The 25,337-nt window shown below is 42.6% G+C and carries 18 protein-coding genes and 2 pseudogenes; 6 read left to right on the top strand and 14 right to left on the bottom strand.

The features are described from left to right. Window positions 1–377: 377 nt before the first annotated feature. The 5 genes from ACOV1R_RS12860 to ACOV1R_RS12840 form a co-directional block, all read right to left on the bottom strand. Window positions 378–647, bottom strand: coding sequence for a helix-turn-helix domain-containing protein (locus ACOV1R_RS12860; protein WP_054519314.1), 270 nt, complete (start codon window positions 645–647; stop codon window positions 378–380). A gap of 6 nt (window positions 648–653) precedes the next feature. Then, window positions 654–800, bottom strand: a complete 147-nt coding sequence (locus ACOV1R_RS12855; protein ID WP_236039353.1) for a type II toxin-antitoxin system RelE/ParE family toxin — start codon at window positions 798–800, stop codon at window positions 654–656. A gap of 122 nt (window positions 801–922) precedes the next feature. Then, on the bottom strand, window positions 923–1,789 hold the full coding sequence (locus tag ACOV1R_RS12850; protein WP_053267346.1) for a nucleotidyl transferase AbiEii/AbiGii toxin family protein: 867 nt from the start codon (window positions 1,787–1,789) through the stop codon (window positions 923–925). Continuing rightward, entirely contained in the window at window positions 1,786–2,379 is a 594-nt protein-coding gene (locus tag ACOV1R_RS12845) for a type IV toxin-antitoxin system AbiEi family antitoxin domain-containing protein (RefSeq protein ID WP_053267347.1), read from the bottom strand. Before ACOV1R_RS12845 ends, ACOV1R_RS12850 begins: the two co-directional genes overlap by 4 nt. 255 nt (window positions 2,380–2,634) lie before the next feature. Next, entirely contained in the window at window positions 2,635–5,295 is a 2,661-nt protein-coding gene (locus tag ACOV1R_RS12840) for an AAA family ATPase (protein WP_128485069.1), read from the bottom strand. Window positions 5,296–5,471: 176 nt separating this feature from the next. Here ACOV1R_RS12840 and ACOV1R_RS12835 point away from each other — a divergent pair. Next, window positions 5,472–6,337: pseudogene (locus tag ACOV1R_RS12835) on the top strand (transposase); the annotation flags it as partial. A 104-nt stretch (window positions 6,338–6,441) separates the two neighbouring features. Here the strand turns inward: ACOV1R_RS12835 and ACOV1R_RS12830 are convergent. The 8 genes and pseudogenes from ACOV1R_RS12830 to helD form a co-directional block, all read right to left on the bottom strand. Further along, on the bottom strand, window positions 6,442–6,618 hold the full coding sequence (locus ACOV1R_RS12830; protein ID WP_154566824.1) for a hypothetical protein: 177 nt from the start codon (window positions 6,616–6,618) through the stop codon (window positions 6,442–6,444). Window positions 6,619–6,898: 280 nt separating this feature from the next. Further along, window positions 6,899–8,107: a GIY-YIG nuclease family protein gene (locus tag ACOV1R_RS12825; protein ID WP_053267351.1), complete on the bottom strand. Its 1,209-nt coding sequence runs from the start codon at window positions 8,105–8,107 to the stop codon at window positions 6,899–6,901. Next, entirely contained in the window at window positions 8,094–10,055 is a 1,962-nt protein-coding gene (locus ACOV1R_RS12820; RefSeq protein WP_054518996.1) for a DEAD/DEAH box helicase, read from the bottom strand. The genes ACOV1R_RS12825 and ACOV1R_RS12820 overlap by 14 nt, the downstream gene beginning before the upstream one ends. Next, a pseudogene (locus tag ACOV1R_RS12815) lies at window positions 10,045–12,752 on the bottom strand (class I SAM-dependent DNA methyltransferase). Before ACOV1R_RS12815 ends, ACOV1R_RS12820 begins: the two are co-directional and overlap by 11 nt. A gap of 251 nt (window positions 12,753–13,003) precedes the next feature. After that, the gene (gene guaA, locus ACOV1R_RS12810) at window positions 13,004–14,560 is read right to left on the bottom strand and encodes a glutamine-hydrolyzing GMP synthase (RefSeq protein ID WP_003645774.1); all 1,557 of its coding nucleotides are present in this window, start codon (window positions 14,558–14,560) and stop codon (window positions 13,004–13,006) included. Between the two features lie 93 nt (window positions 14,561–14,653). Next, window positions 14,654–15,583 (bottom strand): type I pantothenate kinase, encoded by a 930-nt coding sequence (gene coaA, locus ACOV1R_RS12805; RefSeq protein WP_003641152.1) that lies wholly within the window; start codon window positions 15,581–15,583, stop codon window positions 14,654–14,656. Between the two features lie 168 nt (window positions 15,584–15,751). Further along, a complete protein-coding gene (locus tag ACOV1R_RS12800) occupies window positions 15,752–16,681 on the bottom strand; it encodes a nitronate monooxygenase (RefSeq protein ID WP_021357168.1) in 930 nt (309 codons plus the stop codon). Between the two features lie 294 nt (window positions 16,682–16,975). Beyond that, window positions 16,976–19,282: an RNA polymerase recycling motor HelD gene (helD, locus tag ACOV1R_RS12795; RefSeq protein ID WP_003641150.1), complete on the bottom strand. Its 2,307-nt coding sequence runs from the start codon at window positions 19,280–19,282 to the stop codon at window positions 16,976–16,978. 204 nt (window positions 19,283–19,486) lie between these two features. Between helD and ACOV1R_RS12790 the strand changes: the two genes are divergently transcribed. From ACOV1R_RS12790 to ACOV1R_RS12770, 5 genes are all read left to right on the top strand, one after another. Then, complete coding sequence (locus tag ACOV1R_RS12790) at window positions 19,487–20,161, top strand: DedA family protein (protein ID WP_015379927.1); 675 nt, start codon at window positions 19,487–19,489, stop codon at window positions 20,159–20,161. A gap of 132 nt (window positions 20,162–20,293) precedes the next feature. Beyond that, on the top strand, window positions 20,294–21,247 hold the full coding sequence (locus tag ACOV1R_RS12785; protein WP_164906266.1) for a GrpB family protein: 954 nt from the start codon (window positions 20,294–20,296) through the stop codon (window positions 21,245–21,247). A gap of 21 nt (window positions 21,248–21,268) precedes the next feature. Then, window positions 21,269–23,125 carry a cation:proton antiporter family protein gene (locus ACOV1R_RS12780; protein WP_054518995.1) on the top strand — a complete coding sequence of 619 codons (1,857 nt, stop codon included), beginning with the start codon at window positions 21,269–21,271 and terminating at the stop codon, window positions 23,123–23,125. Window positions 23,126–23,195: 70 nt separating this feature from the next. Continuing rightward, on the top strand, window positions 23,196–23,852 hold the full coding sequence (locus ACOV1R_RS12775) for a histidine phosphatase family protein (RefSeq protein ID WP_003641146.1): 657 nt from the start codon (window positions 23,196–23,198) through the stop codon (window positions 23,850–23,852). Window positions 23,853–23,866: 14 nt separating this feature from the next. Further along, window positions 23,867–24,544, top strand: a complete 678-nt coding sequence (locus tag ACOV1R_RS12770; protein WP_003644030.1) for a histidine phosphatase family protein — start codon at window positions 23,867–23,869, stop codon at window positions 24,542–24,544. Between the two features lie 316 nt (window positions 24,545–24,860). Here the strand turns inward: ACOV1R_RS12770 and ACOV1R_RS12765 are convergent, their stop codons facing one another. Then, window positions 24,861–25,061: a hypothetical protein gene (locus ACOV1R_RS12765; protein ID WP_003641144.1), complete on the bottom strand. Its 201-nt coding sequence runs from the start codon at window positions 25,059–25,061 to the stop codon at window positions 24,861–24,863. Window positions 25,062–25,337: the final 276 nt, after the last annotated feature.

Below are 25,337 nucleotides of genomic sequence, written 5' to 3'. Positions count from 1 at the left end.
GCGATTACTTATGGTTAACAAAGTTATCAAACACTTCCAAATTCATGGCATCTACTATCACCGAATTTAGAACAAATAAGAAGATCTGATGTTGATACTGCACTTAAAAACACCCATGAAACGTTAACTGATGAATGTAGAATAACAATCTTTCCCGGATTCCAAATACTATTTAATTGTGTTCCATCTACTCTGTTTTATTTATAGAATTATTCTATATCCCCAAAATCTAAAAATGAGACTCAAATGAGCTTATTAACCCACTTGAGTCTCATCTTTTGCACCTAGAGCCATAAAACATTCAAGCAACACCAGTATCAGTATTTATTAACATATGCGGAATATTTCACTGAATTATTTTTCATACCGAATTATACCTACACGGATTCTCCAGATCTGAGTCTCATTTCAATCTCTAACCCAAGTCCATGCGCATACCGATTCAACGTTTTTAGCGATGGTATCGAGTCAAGCCGCTCAATCTTTGCCAATTGTGGTTGCTTCATTTCAATTCGTTCTGCAAACGTTTTTTGTGAAATACCACGCTTAATTCTTTCTGACTGTAGCTTACTGAGTGTGTCAATAATCGACATTTCGTCCTCATCAATACTTGTAATGGATTGCTTATAATCTTTCCAAGTTGTCATCGTCCATTACCCCTTTCTACTTATCCAATCTTCTAGCAACCTAATTGCCCGGTCAACTTCCCGCGAATCAGTCCTATTTTGTTTCTTCGTATAATGACTTAGCAAAACAAAGTGATCTCGTTTCCACGCTGCGTAGAAAAATCGTTCTGGCATTGGTCGTAATTCCATCAGTTGGGTAAAGATACCCTAGCTTGAAGGTCATTAAGCCAGTAACCTAAAATCTCTAGCATACTTAGTTGATGGGTAAACTTTTTCGTAGCTTTTTAAAATCAAAGTCATATCTGTTGCTCAAGTCCAGACTTCTTAATAAGGTCAATCGCCGCATCACACGTTATACCAAAATCAATTCCACGCGCATATTCATTGGACTTTTGATAAGCAATCCATAATCTTTGAAGACTTGGACTGGCTTTAAGAGCTGTTAATACTGAAATATAGGCACCTAATTGATCAGCTGTTTCTCGTTTTTCAGAAGTCGCTTGTATCGCCTTTTTCAATATATTAAACTTTATTTCAGCCTTACTCTGACGATTGAGCAAATACAAATCATAAAAATCCTTCAACCGTGTATTAGCATCTGCCCGGCTAACAATCGTCTCCAACTTCTCAGCAATGATGGTTTCAACTGTGTACGCCATAATTTGGATAGTCCGATCCTCAAGTATCATTTTATGTCCATATTGCATAGCGCGCTCAGTAATCACATCTCCAGTTGATATATCAATCTTAACATCAACTCGTGTAGTATAGATTTGTGCACGGATATGAATCCGGTAACCAGAATACTCATCATCTTCCCTAATTTCATCGATTTTAACAATTGATAATTTGATGATATCGTCAGGCAATTCAATGTCACAAATTTCTCGAAAAACACTTTTCATTTTATCTTCTGTGACTGGTAAACCAACAATTGAGGTATCAATATCACGTGTTGAGCGAGTGTCAGTACCAATTAGTGATGCAAGCAAGAAACCTCCTTTTAGTACAAGATTATTTTGGTAAGGTGAATTAGAGATTCTATCAATCAAATCATCTAAAATAATCTCCTGCAACATAATCTGTGGTGTGATTTTTCTTTCCTTTGCCAATTTTCTGATTCTAGCCAGAAACTGCTTCTGGTCAGTAAATTCAAGTTTCACAGTAGGACCTCCATATACGCTCTAATCTCTTCTTCTACTTTAAATATTCTTGCGTACGTCATTAATTGGCGGAGATTTTTTCCTTTCCGATGGGTATAACTATTCATTGCTTGTTTAATTGTCTCAGCATCAGACCTATCTCGCGTTCGCAGGATATCACACAAGGTACGCTCAACATCGTAAACCTTAACTAGATGTCCACCAGGAGTTTTAGTTGTTGTTATACCAATTTCATAAAGCTCCTTTTTTTGCCGATAAATCTTGATTGGTGCATCGTTTTTAGTACTATACGCGTATGGCAACGGAAAGTTCATTTCGTAGGTACTTGGCGTTCGATCAATCATTCCATAAAGGAAAAGTGCTGTGTCTTTGAAAAAGATACCTTTCGAAAGGCTATACTGTAGTGCAGCAATATCGTCGCCAAACTCAAGTGGATCAATATAAACACCCGGTGCTAATCTTTCTAGCTGTCCATGAGCATACATGTTGCGTAACACCCTAGGTGAGATACCCATTAAATTAGCAGTTTTAGACGTAATTTGACCACCATTCTTATTCAAGTACACAATGATCTCTTCTCGTTGGCTCATTGGTTTCACCTCAATCTAAAAGTCCGTTTTATACTCAAATCATAACATATAGTGAGTAAAAAACGGATAAATTGATTTAGGACTTTGGGAATTTCCCGTTAGTCATAATTTTTTCATCAAATGAGTACTTTCTATTTGAGCGTATACAAAAATCCCTTAGACACACAAATTTTTTTGTTTAATCTATGTACCTAAAGGGTAGTATATCCCTTTTTAAACAGCAACCTCTAAAACTGCTCTACATTTTTAAATAACTCAATCCACACTTTTTTGTCGTTTTGTAAAATCATCATACCAATCCAACATTTCTGAGAGATCATCATTGATTACTTCATCACTTGGTAAGTTTACAGGTGCTTCACTGGGTTGTGAATGATCTTGAAAAGAATAAGTAGTCATCCATTTCTTAAAAAGTGTAATATCATCATCGGAAATTACAGCGATATACCTCAATCTTTTTGTTTGAACTTCCCGATTAAATCGTCTAACCACCCCGTTTAATAATGTTGTTTCAACACTATTTTCTACCAGAGTTCTAATCTTCTTAACTAGTCCTTCCACAATGGCATCGTGTTCTTCTGGCTTATTTTCACTCATTCTTTTTTTGGCAGTCTTCAGTTCTTGCAGATACTTGCGCACAGCCTTGTCCATCCGTTGCGCTTGATAAGGCAAACTCTCGGTGGAACAATAACCAACCGGTTCTTGTCTCATTCCTGTTATTTCAAAACCGGTCATGTCTTTTGCTTTCATTTGGAGTTCATATGCTAAAGACAAACGATGCGTAAAAATAATTACCTGTCTTTTCCGAGATAACTCTGTTAAAACGTACGCCACTTTTAATTCAAACTCCTGATCCAATGAGGTAACTGGATCATCAAATATTGCGGGGTAGTTCCAATCTGATATCTCAAGTTCTGCCAAAAAAGCAGCCAGTGCAACGATTGCCTGTTGACCGTCGCTTAAGATCTGATTAATTTTTGCGCTCTGTGAAGTATCATTTAAAACAACACGAAATTTAGTCCTCCCCTTACTCCCCCTCGTTTTAATTGCAACACTCAAGTTTTCCGCCCCTAATTCATGAAGATAATCATTAAATGTTTGAATATAGCGCTTCGTCAATAGAATATCCGATAAACTGTGTTGCAAATCTGAAAACACCTTGGTATTTGTAGCAGTACGAATGGTACTATTAATACTCAGTTCACTTATAATCGATTGAATATATTCCGGATGTTCCACAACCCATTTTTTGGCCTCAAGATTTCTAAGTTTTATCTGCACTGCATTCATATTTTCTCTAGTTTCTTTGAGAGATTTTATATTTAGAAAAATTGTATTTCCAGCTTGTCTAATCGCTTGCTCTACTGAAGTAAGCTCAGTCACATCAAATTTCTTCCAACACTCAAGGTTTTCAATAGAATGTTGAATATTACTATATGGTTCAAAAACATCTAGATTCACTGTGGGGCCTGTATAATTTAAGAACGGTTTTACTTGTTCAAAAAGAGTAACAAGATCATCAAATCGCAACTGCTTAAGTTCTTTTGAATCAAAAAGTAATTTCTGTGTCGATTCATCGACCTTGCTTTCCAGCTCACACGAAACAAACTCTTCAAAAGATATTAACCGGGACTGTGCCTCGTCAGAAAGCGGTTGTTGACACAGCAAACATCGGTTAAAACGAGAAGACACAGGGAAAGTCCCACCTTCATATGCTTTCTCAGCATATTTACGCGCAGCCTCCCACATTAATCGCCAACTTTGACCGCCTACATCTTTCAACTTTTGATTTGAAAAATCCTTATTTGCCAATTGTTCAACAGAACGTTTACTAGCTACTAAATTATCAATATCCATTTTAATCTGGTCTAAGTTTTGAGTTGAGAATGTATCTAAAATTTGATCAATTTTAGATACAAAAGTTTTAACCGTCTTTAATTGATTTTGTTTATTTTGAATCTCTTGAACAACATTTTTTGTATTAACAGCCTGATTATATGCTTGTAACTGCTCAGTATCAGATTCAAGCCATTGCATACTATCTGCGATCTTTTTTAAATCATCTATAGAGTTCTCTGAATTAGCCTCCTTGATAGAAGATACTACAGATGTGTCATCTAAATCTACGGGAATACTCGGTCGATTTGTAACAATATCATCCTTTTCGACTGATAGAACTTCACGAATTTGATCAGCAATTTGTGAAATTTGCGAAAAAATTTTTAAAAGTGATGGTTGAAATTCAAATTCAGAATCAGTGTCAGCGTATTCGGAGACTGAGAATTCATCAAAAATATTAACTCTTGGAATGTTATATTTCAATTTTTCATCGTTCCATTGTGAGCTATACTCTTTATTATTAATTAAATATGTTACCTTTGCAGATTTTTTTTGACTTCCCTGTGGTAGAAATACATTTGTTAATACAGGACGAGAATTTTCAGAATTCAAAAATGATTTTAATAAATTTACATACGTAGATTTTCCAGAACCATTTTGCCCGTATATGACCATTTCTCTAGCAATTTCGTTGTTTTTTTGCGTGAACATTAATTTTGAATCATCAGAGATGGCTCCAATATTTGAAATCTCACTAATTGACTTTAAACACATCGTCCCCCCTTTAATCGTTGGTGACACCAATGTTGGAAGTTCAGGCCATTCCGCGGGAAAACCTTCATTTTTTCTCACCATGTCTACACAATTTTTAGCAACTTCATTGAAATTGCCATTTGCGTGCAAGGATAAAAAAGCATACCGAGCCCATTCAAAACTATTGTTATACCAATAATTAACTATTTCTTGTACTGTTGACTTTACCAATTTTTCCACCTTGAATTTTTGTCGCAAAAGACAGTTTTTTAGATTTTTATTACGAGTATATAATATATTATGTTCTTCTTTATTATAATTCACAAATCAATATTATCCCAAAGCACTGTGCGATATAAAAGATACAATTCAGATTAATAAGTGATAACTAACCATTGAACCCTCTACTATTTCTAACAGGAAAAGAAAATAACAATAGGCGCCCAAAAAACATCTCTAGACATACCGTCTTGTGCTACTACCAAAACCGATTGAAAATGATGCCTCAAGACCATTTGACCCGAGTATTACTACAAATTAAAGGCCAAAACATTGCCCATCTAATTGAGTATGCTCCCGATAACGATGTCCTAAGAATTAGTAGTCAGCTCTCATATGCCGCATCGGCTTGCCCACGTTGTGACTAAAAAACAATGCTTAAGAATGGCTTTAAAAAAGTTAATGTTCGCCTACCATGAGTCAGTGAACTGACCACCATTCTAACAACGTTTTCTCTGTAAAGCATGCGGGAAAGCCGTATTAGCAACAACTCCACTGATCAAACGACAGCATCAGATTTCTGAAAACAGTCTGCACGCTATCGATCTCTTGCTAACTGAAGTTCCAATGATGAGCAGTATTGCGGCCCAGTACAATGTTTCAACCAACACCATTATTCGGTGGTTCTTTCCCCATACCAAACTCGTAGCCGATAATTTTCATCTCGTTCAAATGACCTTGTGCTCACTCAATCAGATCCGAGTCCAATTGATGAAGCAATTCAAGGACCGTACCCGTGAATAAAGCCACTCAAGCATTATTGGCGCTTATATTTAATGGACGATCTTACCTTAAAAAGATTAATCCACAATGGTTTAGCCACCTTAAAGACTGTTTGACCCAAGAAGGCTTGAATTTGAATGAGCAATTTGCGCAGACCTACCTCACGGCTCACGAACTAGTCAAAGCCTTTCAAGCCCTTGACTACCGTGCTTTTATCGCCGATCTTAGCCGAGTCGAGAATGTCAGCTCTCAACTTATGATCAACATCAAAACCTCTATTCATAACAAACAGTTGATTAAAAACATGACCGCTGGACAGCTCTCAAACGAGCCAATTGAAGGTGTTAACCGGAAGCTCAAAAAAAGGAATCCAATTCGTAAATGAATTGAATCCCTGAAATAGTTCTCATCAACACCGGTTGACAGAGACCCAAAATATAGTCGGTGGCAGACCACGTGATCACTGCGTCATCCTCCACTGCCAGCAAGGGGGCTTTCAAGAAACGACTGGCTTTCGCTTGATTCAACCTTACCTTGGCTCTGCGATTTCTCTAATACTTGCACCAATGAGGCGCGATCTAATTCTTGTAATCCGCCAGCATACTCCTGAATTTCTTCAAGCAGAACCAACCACATCACTTTCACCAATATTAAGCTGCACATTACCCCTGCCGCCAATTTGTGCGTGGCTAATATCTCCCGTGATATGAACATTGTTGTACACGCTTTGAACGGTTACACCCGATTTAGGGAACTCAGACCCCACTGGAAATTCAATCGGACTTCATGCAGTATTCCAATTGACGTCCTTCACGATTTTATCTATTTCTTTAAATCACGACCCAATCTTCTAATCTGGCCGTTAAGACTTTTTTTCAACTTCACACTCTTGCTTTCATCTCTTGATTAGACAATCAACAACGTCTCAATCTTGCATTCTCAGTTTTGAGATTATATTTGCGGCAATTTCCTCAATAGTGGTTAAGTCAACAACAAACCATTCACGCGGATGGATTAAGCGTCCGTTAGCAGCCGTGATATCAATATCTAACTGATACTCAGCCATTGCATGATGCAGCGCTGTCTCAAGTGCCTCCGCATTCAAGTTGACGACTTTCATTTCTTCAACCAACTCAACCGGTGCATATAAATAGGTTGATTCGTTCTCAGCATTCGCAATACGCTTCTGTATTGATCCAACCGTAAACCCAACTTTGTACAGTGGATGCTCGTCTTGGATTCGCACAACCTGTTCATTGGTGCTCAAGGATTTGAGCACGTAAATAAAGCCGGTAATTTGGTCATCAATTTCAAGCGCAAAGTTTTCATCTGGTTCGGATACAACCCGACCTTGACGACCGTACAACGAAGCGGCTAGGCCATTACGTAGCGGATGATTGTCGGTGCCATTATCGTAAACCACATGCAGCCTTGCGTCTGTCTTCCGATTACTGTTGTCGTTAAGCTCAATTTCCGCCCCAACTTCGTCAACGTAGAGCAACTGACCTTTCAACACATAGAAGTGGTGGCGAAGAATTTCGTAGTTCTTGAATGGCCTCAGCTGACGCTTACCCGATGCGATTTCAGCTTGAACTTTCTTAAACATTGGTTCAAATTCGCCAAAATTCGCCATCGCCTTTCGTTGCGATACTACCTCTGGTCTGTTTTCTTGTTCACGCTGAATATCCTTGTAAATTTTAGTATCAAACAACTTGCTATCTAATTCTTTCGGTTGCGTACCCGCAAATAAGACCGAATCATCATCTAAAATATCATCCAGTGAGGAAAAATCAGTCTTTTCCTGCTTGATCACGTCTTCCAACTTTTCTGTCTCCGATCCATCACGTAATAAACCAAACGTATCGTACGGAGCAAGATGGTCACGACGTTCAGTACTATCGCGAATACCTTTCAATCGACTAGCAAGCTTACGCTGCTTCATCTGGGACGGATCACGAAGCTTCTGGGGTTCCTGACCATCATGGTCACTCACCCAGTCATTGATTTCTTGAAATCCTGTCACCTCAAGATCATACGTCACTGACTTGTGCTTAACCGGAGCTTGCAACATATCATCAACGTCAGGATCGTTAAAAATATCGTCCAGTGATCTGATTAAGTTATTGTCCGCCATTCTGTGCCCTCCTTGCCTTTAGGTCTTGTAGCTGGGCTAAGGCATAGGCCATCTTAACTTCCAGTTCGTCTTTTGAGTTTTTGTCTGGTTTGCGCCCATTTTCGGCAACAAATTGCTTAGATTCGTTATACAAGTACACCAACTCAGCCTGATCAAAATTAAATTTTTTCGCATCGATCGAGCGCTGAATAACACGCAACACGTCGCTATCAATGTTACGAGACAGCACATCGTAGGCTCTCTGAAATGGATTGATTGAGTCAATCAGATTAATGTCCAAGTCATTCACGTTGATGAACTTATCCGCCATACGCAAGAATTCGTTCGTATTCCCCCTACTATCCGTCGTGGTGTCAACCACAGCATGTCGAAGCACAGTATCGGCCACGGCATATTGACGTACTTCTTCGACTTCATCATTATTCAAGTTTGGATACCGCTGCATAATCACCTTGGGAATGAGAACCTTATTCATGGTCTCAGGATCAACGTTTGCCGCAATACCATTCTTGACCGTATCATCTTGCAAAATTGCGGCCTTCAAATCAGGCATGTCATTCTCAATGATGCTCTTAACGTGCTTAGTTGACGGATCTTTCAGGCCACGGACAAATATGTCCCCGCCATTACTCGACGACTTGTCTTTCTTATGCTTACGCGCTTTAAGATGAATCTCCGGAGCCAAGACTTGTTCCATCAACAACGAGGCAGTAATTGCTTTCAGGATTGAATTGACCGCATATTGAACCTCACCATCTTTAGCATCGGGTTGTTCAATCATATTGGTAAATTGTGCATGCGTCTTATTTGAACTATCACGCGTAACCCGGCCAATAATCTGCACGATCTCCGTCAGAGACCGACGATAACCAATGGTCAACGCTTGCTCTGCCCACGGCCAATCAAAGCCTTCTTTAGCCATTCCAAGAGCAATCAAAATATCTAGGTCATCCACGCTATTGACCTGCTCACGCAGATAATCCTGAATCCGGTCGCGCCCTTCTTCAGTCACCAAGTCAGCAACTTTGAGCATTCGGTCGTCAGCCTTACTCTTGATTGAGTAAATTCCTGTAACATTATCCTGATCAACAACTTCACCAATTGCATCAAAAATTGCGTCTACTTCGTTAAGCTTATCTTTGGTTGATTCACTAGAGTTCACACTGGGAATATGAATAATCGTCTTCTTAGTCACATCAAGTGCTTGATCCAGTGCGGACAAATACGCCCCTTGATAAAACTTGTAGTCAATACCGAACGACTTTAGATACTTGTAGCCATCCAGTTGCTCGTAGTAGGTATAATTGACCTTATCGAACTGCTGCTCATCTTCCGGCGATAAAATTGGCGCGGAATCTCCACGGAAATAAGACCCCGTCATCGCCAGTATATGTGTGGTAGAATTATGCGTGATATTTTTCAAAGCCGTTCCAAGCACTGAGCTGTCATCAGACGAGACATGATGGAATTCATCAATTGCCAACATCACGTCATCAAATTTATGATCATCATCAATCTTGTCGTAAGCAAAGCGCAACGTCGCGTGTGTACAAATCAAAATCTTTCCGGTCGGCGAATTGATAAAGTCCACAAACTTCTGCACCTTGCTATCGTTGCCACCGGGTAACGTCAGATCATACTGAGAGTCAATCCGCCAGTCCTCGTAAAAGCCGTACTTCGCCAGTTCAGTATTCTGAAATGACTTCCCAATTGAACGTTCGGGAACGGCCACAACAACCTTATTGACACCCTGATTAGCCAACTTATCCAACGCGACAAACATCAATGCGCGGGACTTGCCAGATGCGGGCGGTGCTTTAACGAGCAGATACTGCGAATTGCGATGCTCATAGACGCGCGCCTGCATTTCCCGCATGCCCAAATCATTTGTATTGGTACTCTGACCCGTTCGATGGTATTTCACATCAACAACATTCTTATTCTCCAAGTGACTGCACCTTCTCTTCGTACATTTTAAGTAACCACGACAAGCGTTGTGAATCATCTTTGAAACCGTCCGGCTTATATGCACGATCAATCACTTCATCAAGCTCCCGATGAGCTGCAAGTAAGTGTGCATTCATGGGCTTGGGATTCTTTTCTGCGAGAGGTGATCCATAAAGCTCGGCTATATTCCCCGGTTCCTCTTCTCGAATATCTAAAATATCAAAAACAATTGTTTCAATCTCGTTCTTTCGCCGTTTCGAAAGGGGGGGAACTGGAAATGTATTGTACGATAGACCGGCCGAATAGCGGTAATCGTTCTTAAGTCGGCCACTCACTGCTCGCATCCAATCCATATGCATTCTGGATTCAAGCAATCCTAATAACCATAAAGGTGCGTTGTAAACAAACATTGCATTGTCAGAGATAATGGTTTGCTCATCAACAATTCCCATAGGTATATACAGTCTGTTTTGAGAAGTGACCCTTGGAACCAATAGAGAACTCTTTATATCATGATTATTAACAAAATAAGAAGAAATATGTTGGAACTTGTATGGAGTTTTGCCAAGGCATTCACGGTCTTATTCTTGCTCTTAAGACGAGTCTTGATTACAGTATTGATTCTCTCTTTAATAATGGGAATGTTGCCAATTAATTCAAATTGTGTCTTATCAACCCAGAGTACAAATCTTGGTTGACCACTCATATATTCTTTTGAACCAATAAACGGCTTGATATAGTGAGAGAGTTCCGGAAACTCAGATACTGCCTCTTCACGTTCATCACGTGTGAAAATAAGCCCACCACCATCCGTAGGTTGACTACCCTTCACCATCTCTGGAAGCCCATTAATAGAACTAGCCTGTTTCGTAACAAATAAATCAGATCCCTCAATCAGATATGGACTGATGTTTCGGACTACCTGAGCAAAACCACTTGAATCTATAATATGCTTGTCGGCACGGCTCAAAGAAGCACTTTTTTTTGAAATCAAACCGATAATTGCGACTATCACTCCTGCATTTTTCTTAGCGTTATTTTTCCAAGGAAATGATTGATATGCAAAACTAATCGTTACCCTAGACAATAAGTATCCCCATAAAGGTGCTACTTGTTCACCCTGACTAATTGAGTTAGTGGTAACAAATGCAAAAGCGCTACGACTATCTACGATATAATTTGCAGCAAGAAAGAACCAACCTGAAATGTAATCCAAACTAGAGTACGACGGAATTGTATCCTTTAACAATTCAGTAAGGTCGTTCTTCTGACTGTTATTTTGCATTGACGATCCGAGGTAAGGAGGATTCCCGAACAAATATGATTCATCACCCTCGCTGTGAGGCATGATATCATTCCAGTCTAAATGCAACGCATTACCATTTATGATTGCCCCTGCATGTTGAAGAGGCAACGTTGGACGAACGGCATCACTAACCTCGTCATGAAGTTTGACATTCATTTGATGTTCAGCAATCCATAAGGAGAGACGCGTTACATCGCACGCAAAGTCTTCAATTTCAATCCCGTAAAACTGATTTAAAGTCACAGACGGTACGTACATTGTGGCAACGCCAAGGTTGTTTAACTCTTTCAAAATATCAATTTCAAGCTGTCGCAATTCTTTGTACGTGATAATCAAGAAATTACCTGACCCACAAGCCGGATCCATAAATTTGATATTACCAATGCGGTTATACAGCTTCTGAAGCTTATCCTCATTACCTTTGGCTGCTTCAAAATCATCGCGAAGTCCATCCAGAAAAAGCGGTTTAATCACCTTCATGATGTTCGGAACTGACGTATAGTGCATACCGAGGTGACTGCGGCTGTCTTCACTGGCAACAGCCTGAATCATGGATCCGAGGATGTCCGGATTCACTTGATTCCAATTCAGCAATTCACCAGCATCAATGATTAATTTTCGAGACTTAGAACTAAACTCCAAGGATTCGTGAGGATTTTTAAATAGGTCACCATCAACATATGGAAAATCATTAAGCCACGATGGTGTGTCGGCCGGACGTTGCGATTTTTCAAAATCAAGCACACCAAATAACTGACTAACAAACGCATCAAAGTCACTCCCATCTTCTTGGGTCATCTGCTTAACTCGATTAGTAAATAAATTGTCCACAAAAATGTTAGTATCTTCCGCAAACAAGCAGAACAGCACACGAATTAAGAACAGGTTTAGTCCTTTACGCGACGCATCCGGATTATCCTTAACTACAACGTCGTAGAGCTTAGCAAAACGTTCGGCAGCACGAACATCAGCAGGATTTTCTTTGTCAAAATCAGCCTTCTCAATTCCGTTCCACGCCAAGAAGAACTCAAACTTTTGAGGTAATTTTGAAAACTCGATATCCAAGGTGTCGTCGGTCTTTGTATCTTTAGCCAGTAGCTGCTTGTAATCAGTGACGATGACGAATCGCGGTTTTGTTCCCAACTCATTTACGCGGGCCTGAACATCCACATACGCCTGCATTAAATTTGAATCAGTCTGCTTGAAGTAAAGCTTATTCTTTAAATAAACTTCACCCGGTTCCTTTGATAGGTTATTCAAGCCCTTTCTCAACTTAGTAATCGTTGCCTTGGGGATTTTTTCATACACACTTAAAAAATCATAGACGAACTCTTCGTGATTTGGTTCGTTAATGATTGATTGGATTTGATCTTCATATTCGGTAATTGCCATGTCGGTTCCTCCACCCTGTACTTGATACACTTTCCCTTATTACATTATCCGCAACATTCTGTGAATGCACAAGGAACGAATTCTAAAAAAAAATCGTGGAGATCCTCAATCACTTCCAAGTGACTGAAGACTTCCACGATTCTTAGTGAGACTGTTGATAGGAAATCTTTCAGATTCGCCACCAATTCATCCATTTTATAAGCTCACAAATACTGTTAAATCAATATTACGATTTCATTTTATATAATTTTCTATTCCCATTCAATTGTCGAAGGTGGCTTACTCGTAACATCGTACACGATGCGGTTAACGTGATCGACTTCATTGACGATCCGCACTGAGATCTTTTGTAAGACATCCCATGGAATACGTGCAAAGTCGGCGGTCATACCGTCGATTGATGTTACGGCCCGAATACCAACGGTGTAATCGTAGGTCCGGCCGTCACCCATGACACCGACTGACTTGATGCCTGGTAATACGGTGAAGTATTGCCAGATTTCACGGTCCAAGCCGGCTTTTTTGATTTCATCACGTAAGATAAAGTCACTATCGCGCACGATTTCTAACTTATCTTCCGTAATCTCACCAATAACCCGAATTCCGAGACCAGGGCCTGGGAATGGTTGACGCCAAACAAGGTCAGACGGCATCCCTAACTTTTCACCGAGTTCCCGTGCTTCGTCCTTAAATAACGTCCGTAGCGGTTCAATCAACTTGAACTGCATGTCTTCTGGCAAACCACCAACATTATGATGTGACTTGATTGTTTGGGCCGTTGAAGTCCCACTTTCAATCACATCGGTGTAGAGAGTCCCCTGTGCGAGGAATTCCATCCCGTTTAACTTCGTGGCTTCTTCATCAAACACTTGGATAAATTCGTTACCAATGATCTTACGTTTCCGTTCAGGATCACTGACACCAGCCAGCTTGCTTAAGAATCGATCCTTAGCATCAACTTTAATGATGTTCAAGCCGAACTTACCTTCCAGGCTCGCCATGACTTGATCGGCTTCGCCCTTCCGCAACAAACCGTGGTCAACGAAAATACTTGTTAATTGCGTTCCAATGGCCTTGTGCAATAACACACCGACGACACTGGAATCAACCCCACCGGAAAGTCCCAGTAAGACCTTTTTGTCGCCAACTTCAGCGCGGATCTTTTCAATCTGCATATCAATGAAGTCATCCATTGACCAGTTAGCTTCAGCTTGGCAAACGTCAAAAGCAAAGTGCCGTAAAATATCATTACCGTAGTCCGTATTCCGAACTTCAGCATGGAATTGAATCCCATATAACTTCCGGTCAACATCTTGAATTGCCGCAATCGGGCAGTTCTTAGAAGTGGCCACCACGTCAAAACCATCAGGTGCCTGAGTAACCAAGTCACCATGACTCATCCACACTGACTGCTCAGCTGGCGTGTTCTTAAATAGGGTCGCCGAGTCACTCGTCACGTCAATGTTCGCCTTGCCGTATTCACGGTTATCAGCTGATTCGACCTTCCCGCCCGCAAGCGTGTAGGTCATCAGTTGCATGCCGTAACAAATCCCCAAGATTGGTAAGCCCAACTTGAAAATCTCCGGGTCAACCCGAAAGGCGCCATCATCGTAAACACTGTTGGGGCCACCAGAAAAGATAATACCTTTCGGGTGACGGGCCTTGATTTCTTCAGCGGTGATCGTGTTCGGAAGTAGTTCCGAATAAACGCCGAAATCACGAATGCGCCGGGTAATCAATTGATTATACTGACTACCGAAATCCAATACCAAAATGGAATCGAAAGACGCGGTATCCGTTTTTGCCAAGTTGTTCACTCCTTTGGATTAATTAATGCTCAATAGGTCTATCATACTGATTTCTAAACGTTCGGTCAACCAGTATGAGAAATTTCTTAGGTGCTAATATTTGCGGAAATACACGGCATCAATCACATGATGCGCAACTTTGTGCAAAATTAAATCCGCACGATTACGGGTTGGCAAGATATAATCATTCAAGTTTTTCAAGTTAACCTCTTCCCAAACACGCTCGGCCATCGCCATCGCGTCCTTCGGATCACCGATCGCCCAAGGATAGAAATAATTCGTCGGATCCTGGAAAGCCGTTTTCATCAGGGCCTTGAAGCGTTCTAAGTACCAATCTTCAATTAAATCGGCATCCGCATCCACATACACTGAGAAGTCCGTAAAATCACTAATGTAGATCGCCTGATTGCTTGGCAATTGCAACACGTTAATCCCTTCAATAATCAAAATGTCAGGATGCGTGATCACGTCAAAGCGGTTTGGCACAATATCATAAGTCTGATGAGAGTATACCGGGGCCTTCGCTAACGGCTTTCCGCTCTTCACATCGTTCAAGAATTGGATCAGCCGCGTCATATCATAGCTTTCCGGAAACCCTTTACGTTCCATCAATTGCATCTTTTTGAGCTCGGCATTCGGGTATAAGAAACCATCCGTCGTAATCAATTGCGTCCGCCGGTCTGGATATAAATATTTAAATAGAATCTCTAATAACCGTGCTGTGGTGGTCTTGCCAACTGCCACACTTCCAGACACTCCAATAATAAAGGGTGATTGGCGGTTCTGGCGGTGTAAAAAAACGGACTCCGTTTCCCGCCATGACAAGTAGTGTTCATACTTGGCCTGCAACAAATGCGCAAACGGCATATAAATATCACGGACATCGTCGAGACTAATCCGGTCATTAAACGCCTCAATTTCGTGCAAATTGGCTGCGGTCAATGGTACTTGATGCTGATTGTTACGATAAAATTGCTTCCACTGTTCACGTGAGAAGCGATAATAGTTCATCTGATCTTCCATGATTTCTGTCTGCCACCATTACTAAATTAATGGGTTGATTATAACATGAAACCCTTATCAAACGCTGATTAAAATTCAAATTAACCGGATTCCTAATTGATAGCCAATAACCATTAATAGCTCGATACTAGTTAACGCTGACCTAGTACCGAGCTATGCTACTGTATCTTATTCGATTTTCAGTTGTGCCGCGACCTCACGAGCCTGACCAAATAACGTCGTAATAATTTCCTTGACTGGCCGAATTGTCGTCATCATCCCCGCCACTTCGCCAGCCATGGGCGTACCATGTTCCATATCGCCATCTTCAACGGCTTTCGCAAATGAACCGTCCGCTAACGCGTGTAATTCTGCTACCGGCGCGTTAGTTTGCTCCAATTGCAAGTATTGCGCCAACATCGGGTTAACTAGCGCCCGTACCGGATCGCGCTGGCTGCGGCCAGTCACGATTGTATCCGTGTCACTGGCAGCCAATACCCGTTGCTTATAACTAGCTGGAACCGGGCACTCCTCAGCTGTCAAAAAGATCGTGCCACACTGCACACCCTGGGCGCCCAGCGCAAACATCGCCGCAATCGAGCGACCATCACCGACACCACCAGCACCAATCACCGGAATATCAACAGCGTCCACGACTTGAGGTAATAATGCCATCGTTGACGTTTGACCGATATGTCCGCCTGATTCTTGACCTTCAGCAACCAACGCATCTGCACCGGCCGCCACCATCTTATGGGCATGGTGGACCGAAGCAATCACTGGGATCACTTTAATACCGGCCGCGTGTAACGGCGGAATATATGAAGTCGGGTTACCCGCACCAGTCGTCACGACCTTGACCCCCTCATCAATGATGACTTGGGCCAGTTCTGGACAGTTCTTCATCTGTAACATTAAATTGACACCAAACGGCTTATCCGTCAGCTTGCGGGTCTCTTGGATCTCTGCTCGCAACTGTTCGGCAGATAACCCCGCTGAACCTAAAACACCGAGTCCCCCAGCTTCCGAAACCGCCCCGACTAATTCATGGGTCGCAATTCGCATCATGGCACCAGAAAAAATGGGATATTGAATACCTAACATTTCAGTGATTGACATCGTCGTTTCCTCCTCAGGTCACTAACAACCGTTCTAACTAGTTGTTAGTATTTTCACGATATTGTGTGCCTAGTCAGCATTAAGGCCATTGTCTCTCACCGACTACTGCACTTGATGAGTTAATTTTAACGCTTATTCCATCGTTATGATAGCGTTTTCTTAGTTATTCCGACACAAGTCCCCAACTGTTCCACTACTGATCATCCTGACGCACCTTAAGATTTCCTTCACAAGTAAAACTAAAAAAAGTACCACTCCAGGTGAATGGAGCGGTACTCACTGTCTTAAACTGACTTAAACTTTTGCTTCATTTAATGTATACAAGGCGTGGTTCACCCGCGCTAGTAACGGTGACAAGCTACCCACCGCGACTAGCGTTAGCTCGTGCATGGCCCGTGAACAGATTGTATATAATAGTTGCCGTTCATCTTCACGTTGGTAATTTTCCTGATTAGCGTTCCACACGATGACCGCGTCAAACTCCAACCCTTTTGCTAAGAAAGACGGGACTACAATGACACCAGGAGCCAAGCGTTGATTTTCAGTTTGAATCAACGTGACCTGCTCACCACGAGCTTTCAGGGCCTTCGTGAGCGCCTCGCATTCTGCTAAGGATTTCCCGATAATTGCCGTCGTATCACGTTCAGAATCGTTCATCGCTAGCTGATCAACGACTTGATCAACCCCTGCTTCAAAGTTAGGCGTCACAACGACATTTGGCAAGTCGCCCTGACGATCAAAAGCCGTGACGGCTTCACCATTGACTAAAATTTCCTTGGTGAAATCAGTAATCTGTTGCGTTGACCGGTACGATTTAGTCAATTGCACGACCCGCGTCTTTTCAGGGTCAAATAATGTGGCCAATTCATTGATCAGCGAATGGCTGTTTTCCTTGGTAAAAATCGCCTGGTTCAAGTCACCGAGCATTGTGAAGCGGGCTTGAGGGAAGCTAAACTTCAGGAACGCTAGCTGAAAGGCGTTGTAATCTTGAATCTCATCCAAGAAGACAAACCGGATGTCACGCTGCCCGTGCTTTCCGGTCATTAAGTCATGCAGGTACATGTAAGCTGAGACCGTTGTTAACGAGATATGACGTTCCTTAATCTCGGCTAGTTTCCGTTCAACCGTAGCATCCCAGTCAGCAGCTGAGATACCGTGATCAGCCAACTTGATGATCTTCGGTACTTCGCGTAAGAAATGCGCGTACTGCATGTTGATGCTCAAGAAACGGTTACGCACGATTTGCGTCCGGGCTTTTCCTAAGCGTTGCATCACAATTTTACGTGCTAAGAATTTAAACTCTTTATCGCCATTCTTAAATTCCCGCGGCTGATTGCCATATAATTGATTGATCTCTTCGCGTGATAAGTCTTGAACCGCTTCTTCGACCCACTTGGAACGCATCTCCGATTCAACCTTGCGATTCAAAATCTTGATTAATTCTTCCTTAGTTGCTGATAACCGGTTCGCTAAGTGGTAGTTTTCGTTGAAAGAGTAGTAAATCGATTTAATCTTTTCCCGGGAAATAATCACTTCATCGTTCAACGTAATGTTACGGAAACGCATGTCCGCTTGTTCCAAATGTCGGCCATACGTTGTAACCGCGTTGAAAAATGCGAGGCTACCTTCCAACTTCGTAATCTTTGCCATCTGCGGTGTATTTTCAGTTTCAAACCGCTGCTGTAAAGTTTCAACTTGCATGTGTGGTAACCGGTACGATGCGTATTGGAAATAAGTCATCTGAACCATGTTTTGTTCACCCAGTTCGGGCAATACTTGGTTAATATAATCATTAAAGAGTTGATTTGGTGAGAACAAGATGACTTGTCCGGCCGTCAAATTACCCCGGTAACGATACAACAAGTATGCGACCCGTTGTAAAACGGACGAGGTCTTCCCGGAACCGGCCGCCCCCTGCACAAACAGGAGGTCAGAACTCGTATCCCGAATAATGGTATTTTGTTCCTTTTGAATCGTCGTCACGATACTCTTCATCTTCACATCGGACTTTTCATCCAACACTTCTAGTAACATCGAGTCACCAACGGCTTCATCAGTATCGTAGACTGTCACGATCTGGCCATTCTCAACCATCAACTGCCGCTTCAACTTCACATTAACGGTCTGTTCACCATCCGGAGTCTGGTACGTCACGTGCCCTAACCCACCGTCATAATAAATACTGGAAATAGGCGCTCGCCAGTCGTAGATCAAAAAGTGATCCGGCGTGTCAGAAAATGAACTGAGTCCGATATAAATCGTCTCAGGCTTAGGCTCACCAGTCTCATGAAAATCGATCCGCGCAAAATAAGCATTCTTTTCCAACTTTTTTAACGTCGATAATTGCTTAGTCGCGTGCTTCCAACTATTCTGCCGCTCATCCATCATCTGTTGTTGCTGCCGCACGGATAATCCGGTCTCCATCATGCCTTCGTAACTATCCGTTTTTATATTGATGTTATTCAGCAAGTCACGTTTAATATCGGCCTGATCTTTTTCCGAGCGCGTAATGGTTTGGCTTTGTTGCTCTTCAGCCACCTTAATTTTCGCAACCACATGATCTAAGTGTTCCTGTTCTGCAGCTTTAATTGACTTAGCCATTGAACGCCCTCCATTCCTAAATATCGAACAATAATTTTATCACTATCGGCGGCCCGACTCAATTAATAACCCATGGCAGCCGCCAGTTTTTGATTTTTTATGTAAATTTGTTTGAACATTGGTCTATCAAAGTTACGATTGTGTTAAACTGGAAGAAATGTAATCGGTTACATATGTTTTTCAACCCGCAGACGCTTATAATAAATGCAACTTAAATTGGAGGTGGCGCCGTTGGTCAATTTAATAGCCATTTTAACCCATTTAGAACAAAGTATCGTCCCACTATTAACTACGCTTGGTAGTTGGTCTTACATCTTATTATTCGCCGTTATCTTTCTTGAAACGGGCATGGTCGTTTTCCCATTTCTTCCCGGCGAATCATTGATCTTTCTCACCAGCACGATGGCTGCAACTCACAGCGACGCCCTCAGTATTCAGATTCTGGTGCCAGTATTCTTTGTGGCTGCTGTAATTGGCGACACTGTCAATTTCGAAATTGGCCGCCATCTGATTCGCTTACCGTGGTTGCAATGCCACCTCCCCCAATCCAAGCAACAACGCGCACAACAATTTTTTGCTAAGTATGGCGCGAAAGCTGTCATGTTTGGCCGCTTTGTTCCACTCGTGCGGACCTTTGTCCCGCTGAGTGCCGGGGCCGCTAAAATGCCGCAACCGACCTTCGCTATCTGGAACTTAGTTGGCGTTGGTATCTGGGTCAGTGTCGGCTGTTCACTCGGTTACTTCTTTGGCTCGATCAGCTTCGTACAAAACCACCTCTCGCTCTGTTTTCTAGGAATTATGGCCGCCGCGCTCATTCCAGCCACAGTGGTTGCGCTGATTAAGACCTGGCGACAACGGACAACACTCAATCTCAAATAAGCGCCACACACAACACGGTTGATCTGCAATCGTGTTTTTTTATTGCTTCTCGCTTTGAAAGGCATATCTTTCCTTTTCAAAACCACTCAAAAAGTGTATCCTTTCAATGACTTATTCGAGTGGAGGGATTCTATGCAACCAATTCAATTAACTGCCTATCAATCTGACTGGCAAAAGCAAGCAACCGAGTATCAAACCTTGTTACGCCAGCAATTACAGGCGAATCTATTAAAAAGTAGTCACGTGGGTAGTACGGCCATGCCCCAATTATTAGCGCGTCCAACAATTGACTTGGCGTTGCTTGTTAAAGATCAGGCGGCTGCCGTAGCTACGTTACACGCACGACCGGTCGCTGGAACGACGCATACTTACGCGACGCAATTAGCTGCTAACGACATCCACGTGATCATTACAACTGATGAACAGCATTATCAGCAATTGCTCACTTTCCGGGATTATCTCAATGCGCACCGGACAGACGGCCGCAAGTATACTGCCATTCGCGAAAAAGGTGTGCGCAATGGACAAGCCGATCTCGCAGCCTACCTACAAATGAAAGTAGCATTCATGGCAAGCATCAATGACAAGGCCCAAGACTGGTTAGCCACTAAGGATCAGCATGAACACCACGACCGGACCGTCCGTGCAGAACTCGTCAACATGTGCCTTATCACCAATCCAGCGACCGGCGATGTCCTGGTTGAAAATAAGATTGACGCACAGTGGTCGGGGTTAACTTTTCCTGGCGGCCATGTTGATCGCGGTGAATCACAAGTAACCGCGATGAAGCGTGAAGTATTAGAAGAAACCGGCTTGCACGTCGATCAATTAAAATTAGTTGGCACCGTAACGTGGGTCGAAAATGCGGACGGCGACGTGTCGCTTGGTACCTTATACACCACTAGTCACTATCACGGTGATTTGCTAGCCGGCTCATACGAGGGGGCCATTAGTTGGCAACCATTGAGCCAACTGACGCCTGACAAATTAGCCCCTGGTGTCGACCAAATCCTGAAAGTTTTCACCGATGCACATGCTAGCGAAGCTTTCTGGGGCTTTGATGATGATCAGCTCCGTGTGTACTAAAACGAATCGAGGTATTTATTCATGGATCAAGTTTCCTTAGTCATTATTTTATTAGCCGCATTATTAATTCCGCTTATCATGGCTAAATTCAAAATCAACAGTTTGCCAACGGCCGTCATGGAAATCATTGTCGGTATCGTAATTGGCCCCAGCGTGTTTAACTTTGTGAACACCTCTGACCTTATCTCACAACTCTCAACGATTGGCGTCATCGTCCTGCTGTTCTTAAGTGGACTTGAAATTGACTTTAGCCTATTTAAGAAGCGGCTCACGGCGTTAACACCTTTAGAACAAAAAAACGCGGTCAACACACCGAAATATTCGCCAGTTCGACTTTCGGTGTACGCCTACAGCACAATTATTGTTCTATCGCTGTTACTCGCCGCTGCTTTTAAAGTCAGCGGCCTCTTCAGTGATTTCTGGCTTGCCGCGATTTTATTTGGCACGATTTCACTTGGTATTGTAATTGCAGCTTTAAAAGAACAGGAATTGCTTAGTAAGGCTTTCGGACAAACGATTCTGCTCATCTCGGTCTTTGGTGAACTTGTACCGATGATGGGACTGACGCTCTATGCATCCGTCTACGGCAGTAACTCACAAAGTCTCTGGTTACTATTACTCATTTTAGCCGTTGCCGCACTATTACTCTTACGGTTCAAACCATTCTTCCGCTTCTATCAAAATATTAACAAATCGACGACACAACTAGATATTCGGTTAGCCTTCTTCTTGATTGTAACGATGGTCACGGTGGCCGAATCCGTCGGTGCTGAAAACATCCTGGGCGCTTTTGTGGCCGGAATCGTCTTGAAACTCTTGAACCCTAGTGAAACGACCCGCGAACGCTTGGATGCTATTGGTTACGGCTTCTTCATCCCGATTTTCTTCATTACGACTGGCGTCGATTTGAACTTACGGACCTTATTAACAAGTGGCAAAACCTTACTATTAATTCCACTATTTTTCTTAGCATACATGGTTGCCAAGATTGGCGGCTACTGGGTCCTAAAGTTACGGTTCAAGCAAGCCAATGCTTTAGCCGGTACCGCGCTGACTGCAACGACAATGACAATGGTATTAGCCGTTCTTCGAGTTGCCAAGTCAATGAAGACAATTACTAGTGACCAGTCCGGCGCTTTCTTACTCGCAGCGCTACTCACTTGTGTCATCTCACCCCTGATTTTTAACAAGTTTTATTCAGCTGAAAAAGAAGACCTGGTCAAAACAGCGGTCCACTTTATCGGCGCTAACTTAAGCACCGTACCCGTTGCACAACAGCTACGAAAAGGCTGGTACGACGTGTCAATGTACACGAATCATCCTGAGAATTATCAAACCTACCACGCGCAAGTGCCAGTGACCTTAATGGAAAACTTCACAGCCCAGGACTTACAGGATCACGGCGTCTTTGACACGGATATTTTGGTACTCGGCCATATTGATGCCGAACGTAACTACGAGCTTGCTAAAGCCGCCAAAGCATACGGTGTACGGCGGATCATCGTTCGGTTTGAAGACCGCAATGTGCTCAACGAACATGAAGATGAACTCCGAGAGCTAGGCGTCGAAGTCTACAATACACCAGAGGCCAACATTACTTTACTGCGCGCCTTAATTGAATCACCGTCAACCTTGCTATTGCTCAATGATACTGAAAACAGCATCTACGAAGTCCGGGTCCTCAACCATCTCTATACTGATGTTCAAATTAAGAACTTACAGTTTGCTCAGGATATTACCATTAGTCAAGTCATACGTAATCGGAAACTGATCGCGCCCAATGGAAATACGACGATTATGTACGGTGACCGCTTAATCTTTACCGGGAATAAGCAAACGGCCGCTCAGATTCGACAAGCCTTAGCAACTGCTAATTAATCGCAGTGCATTTTATGGTAAACTAAACACATTATGGCTTAGTTTTGAACACCAAGTAGAGGAGTAAATAATGGCAACTTTTTCCGTTTACATGATTCGTCATGGTCAAACTTACTTTAACAAGTACCGCCGAATGCAGGGCTGGTGTGATTCCCCCCTCACAGCTGTCGGCGAACAGGACGCTCGCAATGCAGGTAAAATGCTCAACGGTATTGATTTCGATGCCGTTTACGCCAGTGACATGACGCGGGCAATGCGCACCGCAGAATTAATTCTTCCTGCCAGTGGCAATACCGATTTGACGGTTCAACCAATGGCTGCCTTCCGTGAAGCCTTTTATGGCTATTTTGAAGGTGATGATACGTCGCAGACCTGGTTCATGGTTGGTGCGCCCCATCAAGCACCTAGTTTGTCCGCAATTATTGAACAATACGGCATCGAAAAAGCCAAAGATTTCTGTAAAGAAGCTGACCCGTTCCATCGCGCCGAAAATAACGCCGAATTCTGGCAACGGGTCAATGGCGGTCTCGATACGTTACGTGCTCACCATCACGACGGGGACAAAGTTTTGGTCGTCAGCCACGGCAATACGATTTACAGTATTGCTGCTCGTTTTGCCGCACTGACCTCACCAGCACGGCCCCAAAATGGGAGCGTCACGAAATTCACAATTAGCGACAACGATGTGACGTTAGACTACTTTGGCCGCAAAGACCATCTCGACTAAATAAGGAGAAACACATGGCTCAATTTTCAATTTACTTTGTTCGACACGGACAGACTTTTTTCAACTTATATAATCGCATGCAAGGCTGGTCTGACTCGCCGTTAACTGAATACGGACAAGCCACCGCAACCAAGGTCGGTCAAGCACTAGCGAACACGGCTTTTGACTACTACTACAGCAGTGATTCTAAGCGGGCAATCGACACCGCTCAGCTCATTCGACAAGCGGCGGGTGCCACCGCCCAGCCCTTTAAAACACTGATGAACTTTCGTGAAGTTTTCTATGGTTATTTCGAAGGTGACGATTCAAGTCGGACCTGGTCACTAGTTGGCCGCCAATACGGGGTCACCAGCATGCACGAACTTCTTGAACACGTGCCTATCGATCAGACTCGCGACCTGATGCGTGAAATCGACCCTTGGCATGAAGCTGAAGACAACTCGATGTACTGGGAACGGATCAACCAGGGCTTTGACTACTTGAAAGCTCACCACGATCACCATCAAAAAGTCCTCGTGGTTACCCACGGCACGACAATCCGCAGTATGGTCGCACATTTTGCTCCTGAAATCGACATCACGAACGGCCCCAAAAACGGGAGCGTCACTCGCATCGACATCAATGGCGATCAAATTCGCGTCGTCGATTATGCGCAAGACTTAGCTGACGTGAAAGTCAATCAACACTTATAATTTTGCTCATCAAACAAAACGCTCGCAACCACTGACTGGTCGCGAGTGTTTTTATATTGGCTCTGAAATAACTGTTGTTGGTAATTAACTAAATACGTGATTACTGGCGACAGATATCTTTATTTGTATTTTAATCATGGGCTATTGAACAATTCGAATTGAAAAAGGTGCTCGCCATTGTTTGACTAAGCACCCGTAGCACTATTCGCAACATCAATTGACAGAGAACCAACTCGGCTATCTTATCAATGATGTCCTTAAACTTTGCTGGTTAAAGACGTGTTTGAAGAATTCAGGTATGCTACCCCAATTCAAACTATTTTTTCAAAAAAGCAAGCACGTTCTTCTTAGACGGTTTCATGCTTCCTGCTAAGAACGCAATTACGACTGCCACAACAGCAAACAAAAGTTCCCAGACTGACCAATTAAAAACTACCGTTAAAGCTAACATAATAGCAGCTGCAATTATCAAGACGCCATCTCTGGGGCCTAAATTCAGATACGGATACATCATCATCAGACGTCACTTCTTTCACTATTTGTTGTACTCAACCAAGACTATACACAGAATTACTGACGAAATTAAGAAACCCCTCCGAGAGGTAGTGCGTTGACCGGGTGTAACAAGAAAATTTTGTAAAGTCTTGGCAACAGTGCGTCTATCTCAGGTCGGAAGAAGTCTAAGAATAACCCAAATATTCATTTAACTGGCAAATTCTATAATTAATCCGAACAGAAATTAAAAAGCCCAAAGCAATCACTTACAATGGTAGTAGCTAATTCCAACCAAATA

The sequence above is a fragment of the Lactiplantibacillus sp. YT640 genome (genome assembly GCF_049745435.1).
In the GTDB taxonomy this organism is placed as follows: Bacteria; Bacillota; Bacilli; order Lactobacillales; family Lactobacillaceae; genus Lactiplantibacillus; species Lactiplantibacillus plantarum.
Note: the sequence above shows the minus strand (reverse complement) of the source record. Positions and strands in the feature narration are given on the sequence as shown.